We start from the raw sequence: 23,169 nt of genomic DNA on the forward strand, positions 1-23,169 counted from the left end.
GTGCTGGTACTGCTGATTTCCTGGATCCCCCTGAGCATGCCACTGAAGTTGAGCCTGGCATGGATTAAAGGCACGGAAAGTCTGCAGGTCACGCAGGTGAGTGACTTAGAAAACGTTGCCCTGCATGTAGGCGACAGCCTGAAAGTCAAAGGCACGGGGATGTGTTCGATTCCAACCACCTATCAGGGCAACCGCAGCTATGACTTTATGCCGTTCGACTGCTCTGCGGTCTACTGGAACAACGCTGAACCCCTGCCCCTGCCGCAGTCCGATATTATCGATAAAGCCACTGCACTGCTGGATACCACCCGGATGCAGCTTCATCCGCAGACCAGCACCGACCCAAAACTCAATCCGCAGCTGGCCACCGCCATTCAGAAGTCAGGCATGATCCTGCTGGACGATTTCTCAGATATCGTGCAAAAAACGCAGGATTTGTGCAGCCAGGAACAGGACTGTGTGCGTCTGAAAAATGCGCTGGTCAACCTCGGCAATGCCAAAGACTGGCAAACGCTGGTGCATCGTGCCAATTCCGGTGCACTCAACGGCATGAACGTGTTACTTCGCCCGGTGAGTGCCGAAGCGCTGGAAAACCTGGTCAATACCGCAACCTCCTCTTTCTTCTATCGTGAAACACGCCGTGCCGCAGACGCACTGAACAGCCCTCCTCCGGGTGGTTTTCTGATCCTCAGTGACGAAGGTCGCCAGTTGGTGAATCAGCCCTCCCCGGCAGCATCACTGTTTGATTACAACGCCCCCGACCAGTGGCCAGAACTGCAACGTCTGGCCGGTATGCTGCTGCACACGCCGTTTAACGCTAACGGGATCATTACCAGCATCACCACCGATGCCAACGGTACGCGCCATATCGCACTGCACAGCGAGCCGGACACCATCACATTATGGCACTACCTCGGCAGCAGTTTGCTGTTGCTGTTGCTTACTCTGATTCTGGTCATTAACACACTACTGGCGCTGCGTCGCATCCACCGTAATCGTCTTCGGATGATGGAAATTCATCAGTATTACGACAAATGCCTCAACCATTCGCTCAACGATATACAGACCGTGCGGCCGATGTTCTGACCCCATCGCATCTGTGCTATTTTTAATAGTTAGTGCCCTCCATACCCAAAATAATCCAGGACGCCCCACCCGTTAACTTGAAAGACGACGGGGGACACCCTATATAGGGGTATTCCCAAAAGGAGCAGCGATGAAAGAGAAACCCTCAGACGGGGTCCGGCTCGATAAATGGCTTTGGGCCGCCCGGTTTTATAAAACCCGGGCAGATGCACGCGAAATGATCGAAGGCGGCAAAGTCCATTACAACGGTCAACGCAGCAAACCCAGTAAACTGGTGGAAGTCGCTGCGGAGCTGACGCTGCGCCAGGGTAACGATCAGCGCACCGTAGTAATTGAAGCGGTCACTGACAAACGTGGCCCGGCGACTGTTGCGCAACAATTGTACCGTGAAACGGTAGAAAGTATTGAGAAGCGGGAAAAAGTGGCACTGGCGCGTAAAATGAACGCCCTGACTATGCCGCACCCTGACCGGCGCCCTGATAAAAAGGAACGTCGTGACCTGATGAAATTTAAACATTCTGGCGACGAATAACGCCACACTCGAGAGAAACACTATGTCCCAGCAAGACCAGATGCACCGTTACCTGTTCGAAAACCATGCTGTGCGCGGCGAACTGGTTACCGTATCCCAGACATGGCAGGAAATCATTGAGGGCCATGACTACCCTCAGCCAGTGCAACAGGTCCTTGGCGAACTGCTGGTCGCCACCAGCCTGCTGACAGCCACCCTGAAATTTGACGGTGATATCACGGTGCAATTGCAGGGTGATGGCCCGCTTAATATGGCGGTGATCAACGGTAATAATCTTCAGGAAATGCGTGGGGTTGCGCGTATGCAGGGTGAAATTGCCGACGGCAGCAGCCTGAAAGAGATGGTCGGCAATGGCTATCTGGTGATCACCATTTCTCCGAAAGAAGGTGAGCGCTATCAGGGCGTTGTCGGCCTGGAAGGTGACACCCTGGCCGCCTGCCTGGAAGATTACTTTATGCGTTCAGAGCAGCTCCCTACTCGCCTGTTTATCCGCACCGGCGAAACAGAATCGCAGGTGGGTGCAGCCGGTATTCTGTTGCAGGTTCTCCCGGCTCAGGATGCCAGTCTGGATGAGTTCAACCACCTGGCGACGTTGACAGAAACGATTAAAACGGAAGAGCTGCTGGGCCTGCCAGCGAATGACGTGCTGTGGCGCCTCTATCATCAGGAAGAAGTCACCCTGTTTGAACCCCAGAACGTGAGTTTCAAGTGCACCTGTTCACGCGAACGTTGCGGCGATGTGCTGCGCACACTCCCGGATGAAGAAGTGGATCAGATCCTGCAGGAAGATGGCAATATTGATATGCACTGTGACTACTGCGGTAATCATTACGTCTATGATGCGGTCGATATTGCCGCGATCCGTAATGATTCTGCGACAGGTGACCAACAGGTTCACTAATCGCCAGGGGCCGGATATTACCCGGCCTTTTTCTTTTCAACGATGCCCCGTTTTTACCCCGCCTGTCTTTATTTTCTATCGAAAAACAATACGATACTCCCGTCACAAAAAATCGCATTTTCCCGCTAAAAATTCTTCATAACCTGGTATTTATCACTACAAAAAGACACCGACTTAGCACTATTGATGCAACAAATGCGATTCTTTTCATTGAACCCGGCGTGGCTTCTCATTTTCCTTCTTTGCCGCTTTCGCTGTTTTCTGGCGGGTGTAAACTGCGCGCGATCGTGGCATCACCCGGCACTGATGCAGAAGCCGGAGGTTGCTCGCGGTAATAAAGTTGAAATACCCCTACAATTTGACGCAGTACAAAAAACCGACAAAGGAGCAGTAACATGCACACTAACGACCTGACCTTGCAGGACCTCGTCGCTTATGGCATCACTGATACGGTGAAGGTGATTCATAATCCTGATTATGACACCCTGTTTAAGGAAGAAACCCTACCCACATTAAACGGTTTTGAGCGCGGTATCGTCACGCAGTCTGGCGCTGTCGCCGTTGATACCGGCATTTTTACCGGACGCTCTCCGAAAGACAAATATCTGGTACGTGACGAAACCACCCGCGACACGCTGTGGTGGAGTGACAATGGGAAAGGTAAAAACGATAACCACCCCCTCTCGCAGGAGACCTGGCAGTCGCTGAAAAACCTTGTCACAAAGCAGCTCTCCGGCAAACGCCTGTTTGTTATCGATGCCTGGTGCGGCGCTAACCCGGACTCACGCCTCTGCGTACGCTTTATCACGGAAGTCGCCTGGCAGGCGCACTTCGTGAAGAACATGTTTATCCGCCCGGATAAAGCAGCTCTGGCGAATTTCATACCCGACTTCGTGGTGATGAACGGCGCCAAGTGCACCAACCCGGACTGGCAGGCACAGGGGCTGAATTCCGAGAACTTTGTCGCCTTTAACCTGACGGAAAACATGCAGCTTATCGGGGGAACCTGGTACGGCGGCGAGATGAAGAAAGGGTTGTTCACTATGATGAACTACCTGCTGCCGCTAAAAGGGATTGCGTCGATGCACTGCTCGGCCAACGTCGGTGAAAAAGGGGATGTTGCCATTTTCTTCGGCCTCTCAGGCACGGGCAAAACCACACTGTCTACCGATCTAAAGCGCAAGCTGATTGGCGATGATGAACATGGCTGGGATGATGACGGCGTGTTTAACTTTGAAGGGGGCTGTTACGCTAAAACTATCAAACTGTCAGAAAAAGCAGAACCGGAGATCTACCATGCGATCCGCCCGGATGCCCTGCTGGAGAACGTTGTCGTTCGCAGCGATGGTTCGGTGGATTATGACGACAGCAGCAAGACCGAGAACACCCGCGTCTCCTACCCGATTGATCATATCGACAATATCGTTAAACCGGTGTCGAAAGCCGGCCACGCGAAGAAAGTGATTTTCCTGACCGCTGACGCTTTTGGTGTGCTGCCCCCCGTATCACGCCTGACCGCCGAGCAGACCCAGTACCATTTCCTTTCCGGTTTTACCGCCAAACTGGCCGGTACTGAGCGTGGAGTCACCGAACCTACTCCCACCTTCTCAGCCTGCTTTGGTGCCGCGTTCCTGACCCTGCACCCCACACAGTACGCAGAGGTTTTGGTGAAACGGATGAAGGACGCAGGCGCAGAAGCCTGGCTGGTGAATACCGGCTGGAACGGCAGTGGGAAACGTATTTCGCTCGCCGATACACGGGCGATTATCAACGCTATCCTCAGTGGCGACATCGCCCATGCAGAAACCACCACGTTGCCTGTTTTCAACCTGGAGATACCGCTGACCCTGCAAGGCGTAGACAGCAAACTGCTCGACCCGCGTCAAACCTGGTCGAGTGAAGCCGAATGGGAAACAAAGGCTCGGGATTTGGCGCAGAGGTTTATCAACAACTTCGATAAGTTCACCGACACTAAAGCGGGTGAAGCACTGGTGAAAGCCGGGCCGAAACTGTAAGCCAGTCAGTGGAATCGGGTGAGGCATGCCTCACCCCTACGACATCATGCCGCACCCTTGCCTGTCACTGGGTAGGCCCTGGCGGAAGGCTGGCAGGTGGCAATGGCAGCCAGGCACGAATGCGTAAGCCCCCTTTTTCACTCTTACCAATCTCCAGCGCCCCCTGGTGAGCATCAATAATACGCTGCACAATCGCCAGTCCCAGGCCCGTTCCGCTGGTACTGCGTGCGCTGTCACCACGCACAAACGGCTGAAGCAGGTGCTTAAGCTGGTCGGGTTCAATACCGGGACCATCATCGTCTACCTGGAACCAGGCTCGATGCAGCTCACGCCCGGAACTGACCTTAATCCAGCCATTACCATAGCGGGCAGCATTGACGACCATGTTGGCAATCGCACGCTTAATCGCAAGGGGATTGATATCCAGCATCAGCTCAGCGGACATCACGGCATTCTCAATTTCACGCTCGTAACCGCTTTCTGCCGCCACCACTTCTCCCAGCACACTGTTGAGGTCCGCGCGTTCAAACTGCATCTCCTGCCCGGTACGCAGGTAATCAATAAACTGTTCGATAATCGCATTACATTCTTCGATATCTTTATTGATCGACTCAGCCAGATAGCCATCCTGCTCTGACATCATTTCCGTTGCCAGACGAATACGCGTCAATGGCGTTCTCAGGTCATGACTCACCCCGGCCATCAGCAGGGTTCGGTCATCGGCTAACTGCTTCACGCCAGATGCCATCTGATTAAATGCCCGCGTCACGGAACGGACCTCAGAGGCACCATACTCGCGCAGTGGCGGGGGGATAATGCCTTTACCCACCTGTAACGCCGCGTGCTCCAGCTCCACCAGCGGGCGGTTCTGGATACGTATAAACAGCCAGGCTCCACCGATCGCCAGCAACATAATCGCCAGCGTGTAGCGGAACAATGGAGAGAAATCGCCCTGATGGATCTCGGTCAGGGGGACGCGCACCCAGATATCCGGCGACAACCAGGTTTTCAGCCACACCACCGGGGAGTTCTTATTGACCTCCACACGGACATCGGTCGGGCCACCCAACTGCTGCGCCATCTGTTGGCTGAGAAACTGATAGTGCTGCGCCCAGCGTAATCCGCTCTCTTCCGCCGCTGCATTGGTATACAGCGAGATGCCGAGTTCACGGTAGATTTCACGGCGAAATGCCGGAGGCACTTCCAGCTGCGTGCCATCTTCCAACTGCAAACGGTCGGTCATCAACATACGAACTTCATAGGCCAGCACTTTGTTGAACTGTTGCAGACTGGGCAAAATTGCAAAGTTCAGCACCACCAGATAAGTCGTTACCAGGCTGACGAACAGCAGGGTAACGATCAATAACAGTGTGCGGGCAAATGAACTACGGGGAGAGAAGCGGAATCGCCTCATGCTTTACTGCCGTCCGGCACGAAGACATAGCCCAGGCCCCAAACGGTCTGGATGTAGCGTGGATGAGCCGGATCTTCTTCCACCATACGGCGCAAACGGGAGATCTGTACGTCGATAGAACGCTCCATCGCACTGTACTCACGACCACGGGCCAGGTTCATCAGTTTATCGCGCGACAGCGGCTCACGCGGGTGGCTCACCAGCGCTTTCAGCACGGCGAACTCGCCGCTGGTCAGTGGCATCGGCTCATCTTCACGGAACATCTCGCGGGTACCGAGGTTCAGCTTGAATTTACCGAAAGCAATCACCGCTTCTTCCTGAGAAGGCGCACCCGGTAGTTCATTCGCCTGACGACGCAGCACCGCACGGATACGGGCCAGCAGTTCACGTGGGTTGAACGGTTTTGGAATATAGTCATCCGCACCGATTTCGAGGCCCACGATACGATCCACTTCCTCGCCTTTGGCGGTGACCATAATAATCGGCATGGGGTTGCTCTGGCTGCGCAGACGGCGGCAAATCGACAAGCCATCTTCGCCAGGTAACATCAGGTCCAGCACCATCAGGTGGAATGATTCACGCGTCAGCAGGCGATCCATCTGCTCAGCATTGGCCACACTACGCACCTGGAAGCCCTGCTCGGTCAGATAACGCTCCAGCAGTGCACGCAAACGCATGTCATCATCTACCACCAGGATTTTGTAATTTTCTTGCATTTCGTTACTCCCAAAGGCGCTATTGCCTGAGCCTGTATTTTTAAAAAAGATGCCTGAATGTAACAGTCAATAATGGTTTATATTGTAGCCGAAATTGTTACAAAGCATATTAAACAGCAGCTTATCTGTAATCTGGGTCAAAAAAACCAGGGGATGAACGGTTTTTTCCAGCGTATTTATCATGACAAACAAGCAGTAACGTTGCGGCATAATTCGGAACAATGAATTTGCATCCCGTCACACAGCACAACAAAATAGTCTGCATATCACGATGACGATGGCTGAATGATGAAAACCAAACTGATTACCCGCGAAGGCTACAACCTGCTGAAGCAGGAGCTGGACTTCCTGTGGCGTGAAGAGCGCCCGGAAGTGACGAAGAAGGTCACCTGGGCGGCCAGCCTTGGCGATCGCAGTGAAAATGCCGACTATCAGTACAACAAAAAATGCCTGCGTGAAATTGACCGTCGGATACGCTATCTGACCAAGTGCCTGGAACAGTTGCGTATTGTCGACTATTCCCCACAGCAGGATGGCAAAGTGTTTTTCGGTGCCTGGGTTGAGGTGGAAAACGATGATGGCGATCTGAAGCATTTCCGCATTGTCGGCTATGACGAGATCTTCGGTCGCAATGACTATATCTCTATCGACTCGCCGATGGCGCGTGCATTGCTGAAAAAAGAGATCGGGGATGCCGCCATCGTCCACACCCCAGTGGGTGAAGCACTGTGGTACGTCAATGCGATCAGCTACGTCAAAGAATCCTAAACTCGCCGTTGCAGCCATGCTGACAGTCTGATGACTGGCATTATGCTGCTGCAATCCGTATAACTGTTGCCAATTTCTTAAGCTAAAAAGTGTCCCAACAATGATGAATAATTCACTGAGCCGCCTGATTGCAAGTGAGCTAAAGGCCAGACCAGAACAGGTTGAAGCCGCTGTTCGCCTGCTGGACGAAGGAAATACCGTGCCGTTTATCGCACGTTATCGTAAGGAAGTGACCGGCGGGTTAGATGATACCCAACTGCGTCAGCTGGAGACCCGACTGGGTTACCTGCGCGAGCTTGCCGACCGCCGCCAGTCCATTCTGAAATCCATTGCCGACCAGGGAAAACTGACCGATGAGCTGGCAGCGGCAATCAACGCCACCCTGAGTAAAACCGAGCTCGAAGACCTCTATCTGCCTTACAAACAGAAGCGCCGCACGCGCGGTCAGATCGCGATAGAAGCCGGTCTGCAACCCCTGGCAGACACGTTATGGCAGGAGCCGTCTCACGATCCTGAACAACTGGCCGCTGGCTACATTGATGCCGACAAAGGTGTTGCTGACACCAAAGCGGCGCTGGATGGTGCACGCTACATCCTGATGGAACGTTTCGCAGAAGATGCCGGACTGCTGGCAAAAGTGCGTGACTACCTGTGGAAAAATGCACACCTGGTCGCACGTGTGATCGATGGCAAAGAAGAGGAAGGCGCAAAATTCCGTGACTACTTCGATCATCATGAAGCGTTATCCACCGTACCTTCCCACCGTGCGCTGGCCATGTTCCGTGGGCGTAACGAAGGTATCTTACAGCTGGCGCTGAATGCTGATCCGCAGTTTGATGAACCACCGCGCGAAAGCCACGGTGAGCAGATCATCACAGACCATCTGAATCTGCGCCTGAACAATGCGCCAGCGGATACCTGGCGTAAAGCCGTAGTCAGCTGGACCTGGCGCATCAAGGTGCTGCTGCACCTCGAAACCGAACTGATGGGCACCGTGCGTGAACGCGCGGAAGACGAAGCGATTAATGTCTTCGCCCGCAATCTGCACGATCTGTTGATGGCGGCGCCGGCGGGGATGCGCGCCACGATGGGTCTCGATCCTGGCCTACGTACCGGGGTCAAAGTCGCCGTGGTGGATGCGACCGGGAAGCTGGTCGCGACAGACACCATCTATCCTCACACCGGGCAGACTGCGAAAGCCGCAGCGGCCGTCGCAGCACTCTGTACCAAACATCAGGTTGAACTGGTCGCCATCGGCAACGGTACGGCATCTCGTGAAACCGAGCGTTTCTATCTTGAGGTGCAAAAGCAGTTCCCGCAGGTCCAGGGCGAGAAAGTCATCGTCAGCGAAGCGGGAGCCTCGGTCTATTCCGCTTCCGAACTGGCGGCACTGGAGTTCCCTGGCCTGGATGTCTCGCTGCGTGGCGCGGTTTCCATCGCCCGTCGCTTACAGGATCCGCTCTCCGAACTGGTAAAAATCGACCCGAAATCCATTGGTGTCGGCCAGTACCAGCATGACGTCAGCCAGAGCCAGTTAGCGAGAAAACTGGATGCGGTGGTGGAAGACTGCGTGAACGGCGTGGGTGTCGATCTGAATACCGCCTCTGTGCCGCTGCTAACGCGCGTGGCAGGGCTGAGCAAGATGATCGCCCAGAACATTGTCACCTGGCGTGATGAGAACGGCCGTTTCCAGAACCGTCAGCAGTTACTGAAAGTCGGTCGTCTGGGGCCGAAAGCCTTTGAACAGTGCGCCGGATTCCTTCGCATCACTCAGGGCGATAACCCACTGGATGCCTCTACCGTGCACCCGGAAGCTTATCCGGTCGTGCAGCGTATTCTCGCCGCCACCGAGCAGGCTCTTAACGACCTGATGGGTAACCCGACTGAGCTGCGTAATCTGAAAGCCGTTGATTTTACCGATGAGCGTTTCGGCGTGCCGACCGTGAGTGACATCATCAAAGAACTGGAAAAACCGGGTCGCGATCCACGTCCTGAGTTTAAAACCGCACAGTTCGCTGACGGCGTCGACACCATGAATGACCTGCTCCCGGGGATGGTGCTTGAAGGCTCGGTGACTAACGTCACCAACTTCGGCGCCTTCGTCGATATCGGCGTCCATCAGGATGGTCTGGTGCATATCTCCTCACTGGCCGATAAATTTGTCGATGACCCACACAAAGTGGTGAAAGCCGGTGATGTGGTCAAGGTGAAGGTGATGGAAGTGGATTTACAGCGTAAGCGTATTGCGCTGACCATGCGCCTTGACGAGCAGCCAGGCGAAACCAACGCGCGACGCGGTGGCGGCAACAAATCGCCGGACCGTGACAACGCGCGCCCGGCAAAAGCCAACAACAAGCGCCCTGCCGCCCAGCCTGCGGGCAACAGCGCGATGGGCGATGCGCTGGCTGCCGCCTTTGGCAAAAAAAGCTAATCCCCCCGGCGGGCCTGATGGCCCGCTCTTTTTTCCTAACCTCCGCGTCTGCCCTGCGATTAAGTTGCTCCATATCAATGTGAGCAAGAATCACTCTCATTAAAATTATCAGTGTCTATTTAAGCAGGCACCGCCAATGCAAATGATCCCACAGCACGCCTACCGAATCGTCGGTTTTTCGTCATCCATCAATCCGGTATTTCGCCAGAAACTCATGGCGCTGGGCCTGTTGCCCGGCATCACCTTTCGGCTGATCCGTATCGCTCCACTGGGCGATCCCCTACATATTGAAACCCGCCACGTCAGCCTGATGTTGCGCAAAAAGGATCTTGCATTACTCCAACTGGAAGCCATGCAGTCAGCCGGAGAGGTCGCATGAAAACCACGACTATCGCACTGACCGGGAACCCTAACGTAGGCAAAACTACCTTGTTTAACCAGCTCACCGGATCGCGCCAGCGGGTCGGTAACTGGGCCGGTGTGACCGTCGAGCGCAAAGAAGGGCAGTTCACCACAGAAGAGCATCAGGTGCAGTTGGTTGATCTGCCAGGCTGCTACTCACTCACCACGCTCTCGGCACAGGCATCGCTGGATGAACAGATTGCCTGTCAGTATCTCCTGAGCGGTGATGCCGACCTGGTGATTAACGTGGTGGATGCCAGCAACCTTGAACGCAATCTTTATCTGACCTTGCAGCTGCTGGAGATGGGGCAGCCCTGCATCGTGGCATTGAACATGCTGGATATTGTTGAAAGCCAGCAAACAGAGTTAGACCTCCCGGCGCTGGAAGAGGCGCTGGGCTGCCCGGTGATACCGCTGGTTTCCACTCGCGGGCGCGGCATTAATCGCCTGAAAGAGACCATCGACCGTTATTCACGCCAGCCCACCCCGCTTGCTGTCCCCTATTCGCAGCCGCTGCAACAAGCGTTGCGTGAACTGGTCGCTGCCATGTCCGCCGCCACGCCAGAAGGGCAGAAACGCTGGCTGGCCCTGCATATGCTGGAAGGGGATATCTGGAGCCAGCAGCAGATGCCCGCAGCCCAGGCGTTACTGCCAGGCATCCATGAACGTCTGGGGGAGGATGCCGCTCAGTCCATTGCCAGTAGCCGTTATCAGACTCTCGAGTCACTCTGCCACAAGGTCATCCGTGCCGCCGGAAGCCGTAGCCTGTTCAGCCAGCGCCTGGATCGCCTGACCATGAACCGCTGGCTGGGCCTGCCGGTGTTTCTGCTGGTGATGTATATGATGTTCTTCCTCGCCATCAACCTTGGTGGCGCACTACAACCGCTTTTCGACCTCGGATCAGCGGCGATATTTATTCAGGGTACGCAGTGGCTGGGCGCTACGCTGCACCTACCGTTATGGCTGACGCTTTTCCTGGCGCAGGGCATCGGCGGTGGGATCAATACCGTCATGCCGCTGATACCGCAGATCGGCATGATGTACCTGTTCCTCTCTCTGCTGGAAGATTCCGGTTATATGGCGCGTGCCGCCTTTGTGATGGATCGGTTGATGCAGGCGCTTGGTCTGCCCGGTAAATCCTTTGTGCCGCTGATTGTTGGCTTTGGCTGCAATGTGCCCTCGGTAATGGGAGCACGCACGCTGGACGCCCCACGGGAGCGGTTGATCACCGTACTGATGGCGCCGTTTATCTCCTGCGGAGCGCGGCTGGCGATTTTCGCGGTCTTTGCGGCGGCCTTTTTCGGTCAGCGTGGTGCACTGGTCGTTTTGAGCCTCTATCTGTTGGGGATTTTCGCGGCCATCGTCACTGGCCTGCTGCTTAAGCATACGCTGATGCGCGGTAACGCCAGTCCCTTTGTAATGGAGCTGCCACTGTGGCACGTTCCTCACGCCAAAAGTCTGCTGTTGCAAACCTGGCAGCGTCTGCGGGGGTTTGTCCTGCGGGCCGGGAAAGTGATTGTGCTGGTCAGTATGCTTATCGGTGCGCTAAACAGTTTTTCGTTTAGCGGCAAGCCGGTGAGTCATCTGAACGACTCCGCGCTGGCCAGCGTCAGCCAGACATTGACACCACTGCTGGCACCGATCGGTGTTCACGATGATAACTGGCAGGCTACCGTCGGTCTGCTGACCGGAGCGATGGCAAAAGAAGTGGTGGTCGGCACGCTGAATACTCTCTACACCGCCGAAGCGCTGCAACAGCAGGCATTCGACCCTGAGCAGTTCAGTCTTCGCACGCAGCTGAGTGACGCGCTGATTGAGACATGGCAAGGCATCAAAGCCACTTTCAGCCTCAGCGTTCTCGCCAACCCCATTGAGGCCAGTAAAGGCGATGCGGAAATGGCCAGCGGCGCAATGGGTACGATGCACAGCAAGTTCGCCAGCGATGCTGCCGCCTACAGCTACCTGATTTTTGTGCTGCTGTACGTGCCCTGCGTTTCAGTAATGGGTGCCATTGCCCGTGAAAGCAGTAACCGCTGGATGCTGTTCTCGATCCTGTGGGGGCTGGATCTGGCTTACTCGCTGGCCACCCTGTTTTATCAGGTTGCCAGTTTCCACCAGCATCCAGGCAGCAGCAGTCTGATTATTGCCACTGTCCTGCTGTTCAATGCCCTGCTGCTGGGCGCGCTACGCCGCGTGCGCATCACCCCGGCCCAGATCCCGGTTAAACAGGTCAGTACCGGCTGCCAGAACTGCGCCAAAAACGGTCGTTGCCACTGATGCAGGTTGCGATTTTGTGACCAGCGTCTACAGTGAAAAATAACGTCTGAATTTTTCACCCGCGGTGGCAATTCGAATAATAATGGATATTATCAATAACTTAATAGATAAGATCTACGATTACACTTTCCCGCCATCCTGCTTACAGCGGCTGCATACGCTGATTGCTGATGCGCGGGAGCGTATTCAACAGTCGCGTAAACCACACTGGGATGAAAAAGACGTGGTGCTGATCACCTACGCCGATCAGTTTCACGAAGAGAACACGCCCACCCTGACGACCTTCTCTCGTTTCTGGCAACAGCACCTGCAATCCAGCTTTAATCTGGTTCATCTGCTGCCTTTTTTCCCCTGGTCCTCCGACGATGGTTTCTCCGTCATTGACTATCACCAGGTGGACCCCAAATGTGGCGACTGGCAGGACGTCGCCGCCCTGCGCCAGCATACCCGGCTGATGTTTGATTTTGTCTGCAACCACATGTCATCTGAAAGCGCCTGGTTTCGCCACTATCTGGCGCAGGACCCCGGCTGGAACGATTTCTTTATCAGCATGCCGCCTACCACCGATTTAAGCGCTGTCACCCGCCCACGTACCTCACCCCTTCTCACGCCTTTTGCGATGGCCGATGGTGAAACCCGTTTTATCTGGACCACCTTCAGCGCCGATCAGATCGACCTGAACTTCACTAACCCGGAAGTGCTGATCGCGATGGTGAACGTGGTACTGGATTATCTGCAAAAAGGTGCCGATTACCTGCGCCTGGATGCGGTGGGCTATATGTGGAAAACGCCGGGAACGTCCTGTATTCATCTGGAAAAAACCCACCAGCTGGTCAAGCTGTTTCGCGCTATTGCCAACGAAGTGGCACCAGGCACGGTGGTGTTAACGGAAACCAACGTTCCGCACAAAGATAACATTAGCTATTTTGGTAATGGTCGTGATGAGGCGCAGATGGTGTATCAGTTTTCACTGCCGCCGCTGGTGCTGCACGCAATCCATTATGGATCGTCACGTGCCCTTCGCCAGTGGGCCGCCTCCCTCGATGGCGGCAGCGGCAGCACCACATTCTTCAATTTCCTCGCGTCACATGACGGCATCGGCCTGAACCCCTTACGCGGCATTCTGCCGGAAACCGAGATCGTCTCGCTGGTACGCGATCTGGCGATGGAAGGAGCGCTGATCTCCTATAAAAATAACCCTGATGGCAGCACCAGTCCGTATGAAATCAATGTCACCTACATGGATGCCCTGAATCAGAAAGCGGATGATGACGATACGCGCCTGCGACGTTTCCTGCTGGCCCATGCGCTGCTGCTGGCCTTTCCTGGCGTACCGGCCATCTACGTGCAAAGTATTCTCGGCTCACGTAACGATGTTGAAGGCGTAAAAATTGCCGGGTACAACCGGGCAATCAACCGCCAGAAATATGCCGTCAGCGATATCGAACAGGCGTTAATGGAAAAGGATTCACTGCGACAACGAGTCTACTATGCCCTCAGCCAGCTCATTCAGTTGCGTATCCAGCAGACGGCCTTCCATCCGGATAATCCCATGAGCATCATCGACAGTGACAATTCACTGCTGGTGATGAAACGCCAGGCAAGAGAAGAACAGGAATCCCTGTGGTGCGTGTTTAACCTGAGCAATAAAGCGGTGAGTATGATGCTGCCAGAGGCGCGCTGGTATCGGGATATTGCCAGTGGCGATCGTATTGATGGTGCGCAGGCGATGCTGCTGGAAGCGTGGGAATTCCGCTGGCTGAAAGCCTGAAACTGCCCACCGATGGCGGGCAGGGACTATCGCTTACTTATAGACGTCAGCCAATGCGTGATCGCGGTTCCCCTGCTGGGCTGCGATGATCACATAGTATTTACCGCCTTTCTCATCGGCTTTTTTCGATAAGCGGGCGTTGGCATCCATCGGATCGGTGGTGGAGTTTGTCGTCACCGTACCGATTTTTTCCAGCTTCATCTCCTGCGCTTTTTCGCGGGTGATCTGCTCGGCTGCACTGGCATTAAATGCCGCCAGGGTCGTCAACATCAGGGCAGAGATAGTGATCAGCTTTTTCATACAATTTCCTCTCCTTAGGTCAATATTTCCAGTTATCAATGGCAGTAAAAAATAGTGCCGTGACCATTATCGACCGCGATGTGCAAACCGACAACGCAGTGAATTGTTGCAATACGTAACGCCACTCTGCCTCCCCCGCTCAGTTGCCCAGAGATGGCGCTCCTCAGGGCCTGACGTTCTCACTGAAATCGATAATCTGCTGACAAAAATCGGCCGGATGCGAGATAAAAGGCGCATGGGCCGCTTTCTCAATAATATGGCTGGTACTGGCTGGCCAGGCATCATCAAGCAGCGGGACAATTTTTCGTGGTACTAAGCCATCCAGCGCCCCATACAGGCGTAAAAATGGTATGGACAGCGCGGCGAGCGCCTGGCGCACGTCTGCCGTCTTGAGAATTTCCAGCCCGCCGTTCAGGACTTCAACCGCAGGTACCGGTCGCTCAAACACCACGCTTTTCAATGCCCGGGCATCCTGGCGAGCGCTGTCCGTCCCCAGGGTTTGTAACGCGAGAAACCGCTCCACGGTGCGCTGGAAATCCTCACTCAACTGGTGCTGAAATGAGGTCAGCGTTTCCGGTTTTATGCCGGGCCAATCGGTTTCCGCACTGAAACGCGGTGAGGATGCCACGCTGACCAGACCACGCACCCGCTGCGGCGCATTCAGCGCCACCTGGCTGGCAACCAGGCCACCCAGCGACCAGCCCAGCCAGATGGCCTGCTCAGGGGCCTGCGCCAGCACAGCTGCCGCCATCTCATCGAGCGTCATTGCCGGGAATCCCTGGCTGTGACCATAACCGGGAAGATCCACCAGATGCAGACAAAAATGTGCGCTGAGCCGCTCGCTAATGCAATGCCACACCCCGGCGTTCAACCCCCATCCGTGCAGCAGCACAAGATGGCGATCGCCCTGTCCAATAGTCTCCCAGTGAAGCACCGTCATCGGTTATCGTCCTGTATTTAAATTACGAGGTCGCCATGCTACCAATGCCAGCAGGCTGTTGGCTATGTCTGATGCCGCTCAGCCTTGCACAGCACGGCTTGTGCACCGTTTGTTTACGCCACCTTCTGGCGATGCGCGGTGGTTGCCCACGCTGTGGACTGCCCAGCGGCGAAACAACCCGTGAATGCGGCCGCTGCCTGCACAGCCCACCTCCCTGGCAGTGGCTGGTGTTCGTCACGCCCTGGCAACCACCGCTCAGCCAGCTCGTAAACCGGCTAAAGTTTTATCGCACCACCGCACTTGCGGTAATGCTGGCCCGGTTGATACTGCTATGCTGGTTAATGCAACGGCGTGAAAGCGGGCTGCATCGTCCGGATGTATTGCTGACGGTCCCACTGCATCATCGCCGGGCGTGGCAACGCGGCTATAATCAGTTAGAGGATATGGCTCACTGTCTGGCACGCTGGACGCAATGTCGTTATTTACCCCGAGCCATCACACGTATACGTGCGGGGCGTATTCAGCACCGTCTGGGCGCTCTGGCGCGGCGTAAAAACTTACGCGGCGCGTTTACACTTGAAATTGATGTGCGCGGGCTGCATATCACCTTATTAGATGATGTGGTCACCACGGGCAGTACCGTCGCAGAGATAAGCCGCATTCTGCTGGCCAGGGGTGCTGCCAGCGTACAGATCTGGTGCCTGTGCCGAACCTTGTAGAGCGTCGGTGATGGGCGTATTATAACCAATGAAATTAGTTAACTATTGAGCAATCGCCATGATCCTAATTACCGACTCTGCACAAGAGCACTTCGCAAAACTGCTGTCAAAGCAGGAAGATGGCACCCAAATTCGTGTATTCGTGATTAATCCGGGTACACCGACTGCCGAGTGCGGTGTTTCCTACTGCCCACCCGATGCAGTAGAAGCAACGGATACTGAACTGAAGTTTCCCCTGCTGTCGGCCTATGTTGATGCCCTCAGCGCACCCTATCTGGAAGACGCTGAAATCGACTTTGTGACCGATAACCTGGGTTCACAGCTGACGCTGAAAGCACCGAACGCCAAAATGCGTAAAGTTAACGAAGATGCCCCGTTAATTGAGCGTGTTGAGTACCTGTTGCAGGCCCAGATCAACCCACAGCTGGCGAGCCACGGCGGTAAAGTTTCCCTGATGGAAATCACCGACGAAGGTTTCGCTATTCTGCAATTTGGCGGCGGCTGTAACGGCTGTTCCATGGTCGATGTGACCCTGAAAGAAGGCATCGAGAAAGAGATGCTGGCAGCGTTCCCTGAACTGAAAGGCGTACGCGACCTGACAGAACACGAACGCGGTGAGCATTCGTTCTACTGATGACCTGGGGCCGGATATCCGGCCCCTTCTCTTTTCTTTCCCCGCGATTTCACGCCCCCGGTTTAATTTTCCCCCGACTGCCTGTTTAATTTTCCCTGGCGTGATTGACGCTGGATTTTTCAGCTTACACGTGTACACTGAAACCTGTTTTCGCAACCTACAGGTCATCATGTTGAACAATATTGGCAGAAGAGTCGTGATCACAGGTATGGGCTTAATCAGCCCGCTCGGTAATGGCGTAGACGGTAGCTGGCAACGGCTGATCGCCGGTCAGTCCGGGATTCGTCATCTTCCTGAAGAGGCCTATGGCGATACGGCCATCCGCGTGGGTGGGCAGGTTCCCTCCATCGAACAAGACCCGCAGCACGGTTTTGATATTGCTGCGCTTATTCCGGTGAAAGAGCAGCGTAAAGCGGACCGCTTTATTCATCTGGCGCTGGCAGCGGCCGAAGAAGCCATCACGCAGGCCGGCTTACATAATCTATCGGAAACCGCACGTCTGCGCACCGCCACCATTATTGCCACCGGCATTGGCGGTTTTCATGCCATCAGCAATGCGGTCAAAACCGTGGCAGAAAAAGGCAGCCGTAAACTGTCCCCGTTTACCATTCCGTCGTTTATCGCCAATCTCGCGGCGTCACACGTGGCGATCAAATATGGCTTCAAGGGCATGCTGGGAACACCCGTTTCCGCTTGCGCGGCCAGCATTCAAAGTATCGGTGACGGTTTCCGCGCCATCCGTTTTGATGATGCGGATATCGCCGTGGTGGGTGGCTGTGAATCTTGCATCAATCCGGTTTCACTCGGGGGCTTCCAGGCCGCCCGCGCGCTATCAACAGCCTTTAACGACCATCCTGAGCAGGCTTCGCGCCCGTTCGACCAGGCACGTGATGGTTTTGTGATGGGAGAAGGTGCCGGGATGCTGGTACTGGAGGAATTGACCCGTGCTCAGGCGCGTGGCGCCACAATCCTTGGTGAAGTGGTCGGTTATGGCACCACCTCGGATGCTTACCACATCACTTCCGGGCCGGAAGATGGAGAAGGCGCTGCGCGTGCGATGACCATTGCGCTCCAGCAGGCAGGGATAACAGGGCGCGATATCGATTATATCAACGCGCACTCTACCTCGACGCCGGTCGGCGATCTTGCCGAAATCAATGCGCTGCGTCGGGTACTGGGTGAAGGCGCTCACACGGCGATCTCCTCAACCAAATCCGCCACCGGGCATCTGCTGGGCGCCGCCGGGGCTGTGGGGGCGATCTTCTCACTGATGGCAATGCGTCAGCAGATTGCGCCACCTTCGCTGAATATCACACAGCTGGACAGTGCTGCTGAAGGGCTGAACATCGTTAAAAACAGTGCGCAGCAGATGACCATCCGCAGCGTGCTGGTTAACGGTTTCGGTTTTGGTGGTGTAAACGGTTCGGTGATTTTTAAAGCCTTTACGCCGTAAGCGCCGGGCGGACCGCAAGAGAAACGGGTCGGGCAAGCCCGACCCCTACGTGATGCGGCAATAGTTGATACGGCGAGGCATGCCTCGCACGATTATTACGGGGCTTTACGTCGTTTATCGATATCCTTAATTAAGCGATTAACGCGATCATCGGCAAACATGGCCTCCAGCGTGACGCTCAGTTTACGCCGCCAGTTGGGATACTGATCGGTGGTGCCCGGTACATTCACCGGATCGGCCATATTCAGCCAGTCCTCTGGTTGCAGCCCCAGCAGTGCGCTGTTGCTGTCGGCAATAAAACGCTGTAATCCACGATTGAGCACCGTTGTCATCGCCAGCCTGTCCGCCCGTTTACCACAGCTTTTTGGCACACAGTGATGACGATGCAATGCCTCCAGCAATGCCTGTTTCTGGCGGACGCGATGCTCAAACAACCCTTTGAGGACCAGCTTGTCAGGATAAATACCCAGCGTTTCACCCAGAGTCAGATCCCCGGCACTCCAGAAGCCACGCAGCGTCGGCAGGTCATGGGTCGTCGCACTCGCCATAGACTGGCGTGGCCAAACGGAGGGTGCCCGGTAACGATCCCCACTCTCCTGCTCGAAGTAGAGAACCTTCCACGAATAGATACCACTGTCGCGCAGTTTACTGACAATTTCCGTCGGTACAGTACCAAGATCCTCACCGATCACCATGCACTGATGGCGCTGACTTTCCAACGCGAGGATTGCCATTAAGTCATCCACCGGATAGTGGACATAGGCACCGAAGTTGGCCGTTTCACCGTAAGGGATCCACCACAGGCGCAACAGCGACATCACATGATCGATGCGCAGTGCGCCGCAGCTCGCCATATTCGCCCGCAGCAGGTCGATAAACGGTTGGTAGCCACGCGCCGCCATCACGTGCGGGTCCATCGGCGGCAATCCCCAGTTTTGCCCCAGCGGGCCGAGGATATCCGGCGGCGCGCCAACGGAAGCTTTCAACCGGTAGAGTTCACGATCGCACCAGGTTTCGGCGCCGCCTTCCGCCACGCCCACGGCTAAATCCCGGTAAAGCCCCACTGGCATCTGGTGCTGCTGGCAACACTGCCAGCACGCATCAAACTGACGATTCGCCAGCCATTGCAGCCATGACCAGAAACGCACTTCATCCTGCTGCTCACGGCAAAACTGCTGCACCGCCTCGCTATCGCCCTGCTGTACATTTTCAGGCCATACCGGCCAGCCCCAGCGAGCAGGATCGTCCTTCAGCATAGCGCAGTGCAGGGCATCAAAGGCGGCCTGGTTTAACAGGCTTTCTCCCCCGGCGTTGATAAAGGCCTCAAAGTGCTGCACGCTGGCGTCCTGCGCATCACGTGCGGTGAACTGCGACCAGGCATGACGTAGCCCCTGAATTTTTAATGCCCCCACCCGCGCATAATCCACCCAGTCAGCATCGCGTGCAGTGTGTAACGCCGTCTGGGTGCTCTTTTTCTGCCACCAGCGCTGTGCGGCCTTGCTGTGCTGGAAATCCGGCACGGCAGCCACATCGATGTACATCACATTGAGCCAGCGCCGTGACGACGGGCTGTAAGGACTGGCATTTTCAGGCAGGGAAGGATAAAGCGCGTGAATCGGATTGAGACCAATAAATGCGCCGCCACGTGTGGCGATTTCGCTGACCATGTGCTTCAAATCGCCGAAGTCACCGATGCCCCAGTTCTGGGCCGATCGCAGCGTATAGAGCTGCACGCAGGCGCCCCACAGTTTGTCGCCGCGCTTTAACTCTGCAGGCTCATAGCAGCGTTTTGGTGCCACAATAATCCGGCACGGCCACTGTTTTTTCCCCTGCGTGAGCAACAGATGATGATAACCTTCTGGCAGATTCGCCGGCAGCGTCAGCACCTCTCCACCAGACACAGACCCCTGGTGGGTTTTCCCCTGCTCACTGTCAAATTGCCACTGATAATTCCCTTTTCCCCCCACCTGAAGCTGTTGAGTCCGTTTTTTCAGCAGCACACGACAGGGTGGCAATGGTGCATTTCCCCTATCAGGAACGGCGGCCATTGCCTCAAGCAGCTTTTCGCGCGTCCCGGCGCTCACCGCTTCCGGCTGCCCGCGTGCATTAATATATTTCGAAGCAATACCCGCCGCCGTAGCGGCCTGCTCACGCTTTTTTAAGTCCATCGCCTCTCCCGGGCCGTTTTGCCTGCCAGATACGCTGCTGGTAATCCCGAATCGAACGATCGGAGCTGAACATCCCGGTGCGGGCCGTATTCAGAATAGCCGCTTTCGTCCAGGCCTCCTGGTCACGGTACAGCGCTTCCACCTTCAGCTGTGCTTCGCAGTAACTGGCGAAGTCGGCCAGCACCAGCCACGGATCGCCCCCTTTGCCCAGGCTGTGCAGCATCATGTCGAACGCGTGTTTATCGCCATCACTGAAAAATCCTTTCTCCAGCTCTTTCAACAGGCTATCAAGATGTTTATCTTTTTTGCGTAACTTCAGCGGCTGATAGCCACTGGCTTTCAGCGCCTTGACCTGGTCCACCGTATTGCCAAAGATAAAGATATTCTCTTCACCCACCTGTTCAGCGATTTCAACGTTGGCCCCGTCGAGCGTACCTACGGTCAGCGCACCATTCAGCGCCAGCTTCATATTGCCTGTACCGGAGGCTTCATATCCGGCAGTGGAGATCTGTTCTGACAGATCGGCTGCCGGGATCATCAACTCAGCCGCCGTAATGCGATAATCCGGAATGAACACCACCTTCAGCTTGTCGCCCACCAGCGGATCGTTGTTGATCTTCTCCGCCACCTTATTAATGGCATAAATAATATTCTTCGCCAGGTAGTAACCCGGTGCGGCTTTGGCGCCAAACAGGAACACACGCGGCACCACATCCAGTTTCGGGTCGTCGCGCAGCCGTTTATAGAGAGAGAGGATATGCATCAGGCCAAGATGCTGGCGTTTGTACTCATGCAGGCGTTTGATCTGTACATCGAACAAGGCATCCGGGTTCACCACAATGCCAGTGCGCTGCACAATGTACTCAGCCAGGCGCAGCTTGTTGGCGCGTTTAATCTGTCGATACTGTTTGCGGAATGCTTTATTGTCGGCAAAGGCTTCCAGCCCTTTCAGCGCCTCCAGATTGTTCGCCCACTCAACGTTAAGCGTGTCATCGATCAACGCCGCCAGCGCCGGATTACACTGCTTCAGCCAGCGACGCGGCGTGATGCCATTGGTAACGTTATGGAATTTCTCCGGCCACAGCAGGTGATATTCCGGGAACAGGTCTTTCACCACCAGTTCAGAGTGCAGCGCAGCCACACCATTCACAGCAAAACCGCTGACCACGCAAAGATTGGCCATGCGCACCTGTTTATCGTGCACCACCGCCAGTTTCGCCCAAACGGCTTCATCCCCTGGCCACTGTTTCTCGACCACCTTTTTAAAGCGTCGGTTGATCTCTTTAATCAACGTGAAATGGCGTGGCAGCAGGCTGCGTACCAGCCGTTCATCCCAGCGCTCCAGCGCTTCCGGCATCAGGGTGTGGTTAGTGTAGGCGAAGGTCTGACGGGTGATGGCCCAGGCATCGTCCCAGCTTAACTGGTGCTCATCCAGCAGCACACGCAGCATCTCGGGAATGGCGATGGTCGGGTGGGTATCATTAAGCTGAATCACCTCATAGTCCGGCAACGTATGCACGCTGCGCCCAGCAAGGTGATGGCGACGCAGAATGTCGGCCACCGAACAGGCACACTGGAAGTATTGCTGCATCAGGCGCAGGCGCTTTCCTTCCTGATGGTTATCGTTGGGGTACAGCACTTTGGTCAGCTTCGCCGCATCAATACCCTGCTGCTCGGCCGCGAGAAACTTACCGTCATTAAACAGCGTGAGGTCGAACGGATGAGCATGGGAGGCCTGCCACAGACGCAGTGGCTGTACAACGCCGTTACGGTAGCCGGTCACCGGCAGATCCCAGGCTTCGCCGCGCAGAGTAAACGCCGGATGCCACGCCAGCTGGCCATCGGCATTTTTGATTACCGTCCCGCCGATGCCGACATTCACATCCAGCGCCGCATTGTGGCGAAACCATGGATAACGCTCACGCTGCCAGTCATCCGGTGCTTCAATCTGCTGACCGTCGTCAAACGACTGGCGGAATAAACCGTATTGATAATTTAGCCCATAACCCGTAGCCGGCTGCCCCACCGTGGCCATCGAATCCAGATAGCAGGCGGCCAGCCGCCCCAGCCCACCATTACCCAGAGCAGGATCAACTTCTTCTTCCAGCAGTTCACTGAGATCGCGCTGATGCTCTGCCAGTGCCGCTTTAACCTCGTCATACCAGCCCAGATTCAGCAGATTATTCCCGGTCAGGCGGCCAATCAGAAACTCCATAGAAATATAGTTAACGTGGCGCTGCTTTTTCACGGATTTCGTCACCGGCTTTGCCGCCAGCAGTTCTGCCAGCGCACCGCTGATCGCCTGCCACCACTGGTGGGCAGTCATGTCTGCGGCACGTGTATAACCAAGATGCTGCCACTGACGCGTCAACGCCGCATCAAAGCGCGCCTTATTGAATTTCTGTTGCAACATATAATCCCTCTTAAACAGGTGGGCAAAATGTGACTGAAGGCACCTTACAGTTAAGACGGCAAAACGAAAAAAAGCTCACCGCAGAATGCGATGAGCGAAAAAAAAGCAAGTAAACAACTAGAGGGAGACAACTAACCGGGCTGGGCTGCCCGGATAAAGCGCGCGGCAATAGGGTGCAGAACAGGCTGCACGCCCAGAATGGGAATAGGAGGTGAAAAAAAGAGACTGA

At 55.3% G+C, this 23,169-nt stretch carries 18 protein-coding genes; 12 read left to right on the forward strand and 6 right to left on the reverse strand.

From position 1 onward, the window contains the following. From WH277_RS02785 to pckA, 4 genes are all read left to right on the forward strand, one after another. A partial coding sequence (locus WH277_RS02785; protein WP_339504285.1) for an IgaA/UmoB family intracellular growth attenuator occupies positions 1 to 1,086 on the forward strand: 1,086 nt, incomplete at its 5' end. Between the two features lie 130 nt (positions 1,087 to 1,216). Beyond that, entirely contained in the window at positions 1,217 to 1,618 is a 402-nt protein-coding gene (gene hslR / locus WH277_RS02790) for a ribosome-associated heat shock protein Hsp15 (protein WP_200642645.1), read from the forward strand. A gap of 22 nt (positions 1,619 to 1,640) precedes the next feature. Further along, positions 1,641 to 2,519 (forward strand): Hsp33 family molecular chaperone HslO, encoded by an 879-nt coding sequence (gene hslO / locus WH277_RS02795; RefSeq protein WP_133846657.1) that lies wholly within the window; start codon positions 1,641 to 1,643, stop codon positions 2,517 to 2,519. Between the two features lie 395 nt (positions 2,520 to 2,914). Next, entirely contained in the window at positions 2,915 to 4,534 is a 1,620-nt protein-coding gene (gene pckA / locus WH277_RS02800; RefSeq protein WP_339504287.1) for a phosphoenolpyruvate carboxykinase (ATP), read from the forward strand. Positions 4,535 to 4,598: 64 nt separating this feature from the next. On the opposite strand, the gene envZ is transcribed toward pckA, so the two are convergent. Together envZ and ompR are read right to left on the reverse strand one after the other, a co-directional pair. After that, a complete protein-coding gene (envZ, locus tag WH277_RS02805) occupies positions 4,599 to 5,948 on the reverse strand; it encodes a two-component system sensor histidine kinase EnvZ (RefSeq protein WP_133846655.1) in 1,350 nt (449 codons plus the stop codon). Beyond that, the gene (gene ompR / locus WH277_RS02810; protein WP_001157751.1) at positions 5,945 to 6,664 is read right to left on the reverse strand and encodes an osmolarity response regulator transcription factor OmpR; all 720 of its coding nucleotides are present in this window, start codon (positions 6,662 to 6,664) and stop codon (positions 5,945 to 5,947) included. The genes envZ and ompR overlap by 4 nt, the downstream gene beginning before the upstream one ends. 288 nt (positions 6,665 to 6,952) lie before the next feature. On the opposite strand from ompR, the gene greB reads away from it, so the two are divergent. From greB to WH277_RS02835, 5 genes are all read left to right on the forward strand, one after another. Further along, a complete protein-coding gene (gene greB, locus WH277_RS02815) occupies positions 6,953 to 7,432 on the forward strand; it encodes a transcription elongation factor GreB (protein ID WP_339504416.1) in 480 nt (159 codons plus the stop codon). Between the two features lie 100 nt (positions 7,433 to 7,532). Continuing rightward, a complete protein-coding gene (locus tag WH277_RS02820; RefSeq protein WP_133846654.1) occupies positions 7,533 to 9,863 on the forward strand; it encodes a Tex family protein in 2,331 nt (776 codons plus the stop codon). A 136-nt stretch (positions 9,864 to 9,999) separates the two neighbouring features. Then, positions 10,000 to 10,242: a ferrous iron transporter A gene (gene feoA / locus WH277_RS02825; protein ID WP_133846653.1), complete on the forward strand. Its 243-nt coding sequence runs from the start codon at positions 10,000 to 10,002 to the stop codon at positions 10,240 to 10,242. After that, positions 10,239 to 12,542: a Fe(2+) transporter permease subunit FeoB gene (gene feoB, locus WH277_RS02830; RefSeq protein WP_339504289.1), complete on the forward strand. Its 2,304-nt coding sequence runs from the start codon at positions 10,239 to 10,241 to the stop codon at positions 12,540 to 12,542. The genes feoA and feoB overlap by 4 nt, the downstream gene beginning before the upstream one ends. Before the next feature lie 82 nt (positions 12,543 to 12,624). Continuing rightward, positions 12,625 to 14,313, forward strand: a complete 1,689-nt coding sequence (locus tag WH277_RS02835; RefSeq protein WP_339504290.1) for an alpha-amylase family glycosyl hydrolase — start codon at positions 12,625 to 12,627, stop codon at positions 14,311 to 14,313. A gap of 33 nt (positions 14,314 to 14,346) precedes the next feature. Here the strand turns inward: WH277_RS02835 and WH277_RS02840 are convergent, their stop codons facing one another. Both WH277_RS02840 and bioH read right to left on the reverse strand, forming a co-directional pair. Then, on the reverse strand, positions 14,347 to 14,613 hold the full coding sequence (locus WH277_RS02840) for a YdgH/BhsA/McbA-like domain containing protein (RefSeq protein ID WP_133846650.1): 267 nt from the start codon (positions 14,611 to 14,613) through the stop codon (positions 14,347 to 14,349). Between the two features lie 163 nt (positions 14,614 to 14,776). Further along, the gene (gene bioH / locus WH277_RS02845) at positions 14,777 to 15,553 is read right to left on the reverse strand and encodes a pimeloyl-ACP methyl ester esterase BioH (RefSeq protein WP_133846649.1); all 777 of its coding nucleotides are present in this window, start codon (positions 15,551 to 15,553) and stop codon (positions 14,777 to 14,779) included. 35 nt (positions 15,554 to 15,588) lie between these two features. On the opposite strand from bioH, the gene gntX reads away from it, so the two are divergent. From gntX to fabF, 3 genes are all read left to right on the forward strand, one after another. Then, the gene (gene gntX, locus WH277_RS02850) at positions 15,589 to 16,272 is read left to right on the forward strand and encodes a DNA utilization protein GntX (RefSeq protein WP_133846648.1); all 684 of its coding nucleotides are present in this window, start codon (positions 15,589 to 15,591) and stop codon (positions 16,270 to 16,272) included. A gap of 58 nt (positions 16,273 to 16,330) precedes the next feature. After that, entirely contained in the window at positions 16,331 to 16,906 is a 576-nt protein-coding gene (nfuA, locus tag WH277_RS02855) for a Fe-S biogenesis protein NfuA (protein WP_133846647.1), read from the forward strand. 169 nt (positions 16,907 to 17,075) lie between these two features. Next, complete coding sequence (gene fabF, locus WH277_RS02860) at positions 17,076 to 18,359, forward strand: beta-ketoacyl-ACP synthase II (RefSeq protein ID WP_133846646.1); 1,284 nt, start codon at positions 17,076 to 17,078, stop codon at positions 18,357 to 18,359. 95 nt (positions 18,360 to 18,454) lie between these two features. Here fabF and malQ read toward each other — a convergent pair whose 3' ends face one another. Then, on the reverse strand, positions 18,455 to 20,527 hold the full coding sequence (malQ, locus tag WH277_RS02865; protein WP_133846645.1) for a 4-alpha-glucanotransferase: 2,073 nt from the start codon (positions 20,525 to 20,527) through the stop codon (positions 18,455 to 18,457). Continuing rightward, entirely contained in the window at positions 20,508 to 22,940 is a 2,433-nt protein-coding gene (malP, locus tag WH277_RS02870; protein ID WP_339504292.1) for a maltodextrin phosphorylase, read from the reverse strand. Before malP ends, malQ begins: the two co-directional genes overlap by 20 nt. Positions 22,941 to 23,169 lie beyond the last annotated feature (229 nt).

The organism is Erwinia sp. MYb416 (assembly GCF_037479575.1).
Lineage (GTDB): Bacteria > Pseudomonadota > Gammaproteobacteria > Enterobacterales > Enterobacteriaceae > Erwinia > Erwinia rhapontici.

Excerpts from the sequence above, each read along its gene's own strand:
- WH277_RS02835 (WP_339504290.1), top strand. The coding sequence starts at position 12,625 with ATGGATATTATCAATAACTTAATAGATAAGATCTACGATTACACTTTC.
- fabF (WP_133846646.1), top strand. The coding sequence starts at position 17,076 with ATGTTGAACAATATTGGCAGAAGAGTCGTGATCACAGGTATGGGCTTA.
- envZ (WP_133846655.1), bottom strand. The coding sequence starts at position 5,948 with ATGAGGCGATTCCGCTTCTCTCCCCGTAGTTCATTTGCCCGCACACTG.
- feoB (WP_339504289.1), top strand. The coding sequence starts at position 10,239 with ATGAAAACCACGACTATCGCACTGACCGGGAACCCTAACGTAGGCAAA.
- pckA (WP_339504287.1), top strand. The coding sequence starts at position 2,915 with ATGCACACTAACGACCTGACCTTGCAGGACCTCGTCGCTTATGGCATC.
- hslO (WP_133846657.1), top strand. The coding sequence starts at position 1,641 with ATGTCCCAGCAAGACCAGATGCACCGTTACCTGTTCGAAAACCATGCT.
- hslR (WP_200642645.1), top strand. The coding sequence starts at position 1,217 with ATGAAAGAGAAACCCTCAGACGGGGTCCGGCTCGATAAATGGCTTTGG.
- bioH (WP_133846649.1), bottom strand. The coding sequence starts at position 15,553 with ATGACGGTGCTTCACTGGGAGACTATTGGACAGGGCGATCGCCATCTT.
- nfuA (WP_133846647.1), top strand. The coding sequence starts at position 16,331 with ATGATCCTAATTACCGACTCTGCACAAGAGCACTTCGCAAAACTGCTG.
- greB (WP_339504416.1), top strand. The coding sequence starts at position 6,953 with ATGAAAACCAAACTGATTACCCGCGAAGGCTACAACCTGCTGAAGCAG.
- ompR (WP_001157751.1), bottom strand. The coding sequence starts at position 6,664 with ATGCAAGAAAATTACAAAATCCTGGTGGTAGATGATGACATGCGTTTG.
- WH277_RS02820 (WP_133846654.1), top strand. The coding sequence starts at position 7,533 with ATGATGAATAATTCACTGAGCCGCCTGATTGCAAGTGAGCTAAAGGCC.
- WH277_RS02840 (WP_133846650.1), bottom strand. The coding sequence starts at position 14,613 with ATGAAAAAGCTGATCACTATCTCTGCCCTGATGTTGACGACCCTGGCG.
- feoA (WP_133846653.1), top strand. The coding sequence starts at position 10,000 with ATGCAAATGATCCCACAGCACGCCTACCGAATCGTCGGTTTTTCGTCA.
- malP (WP_339504292.1), bottom strand. The coding sequence starts at position 22,940 with ATGTTGCAACAGAAATTCAATAAGGCGCGCTTTGATGCGGCGTTGACG.
- gntX (WP_133846648.1), top strand. The coding sequence starts at position 15,589 with ATGCTACCAATGCCAGCAGGCTGTTGGCTATGTCTGATGCCGCTCAGC.
- malQ (WP_133846645.1), bottom strand. The coding sequence starts at position 20,527 with ATGGACTTAAAAAAGCGTGAGCAGGCCGCTACGGCGGCGGGTATTGCT.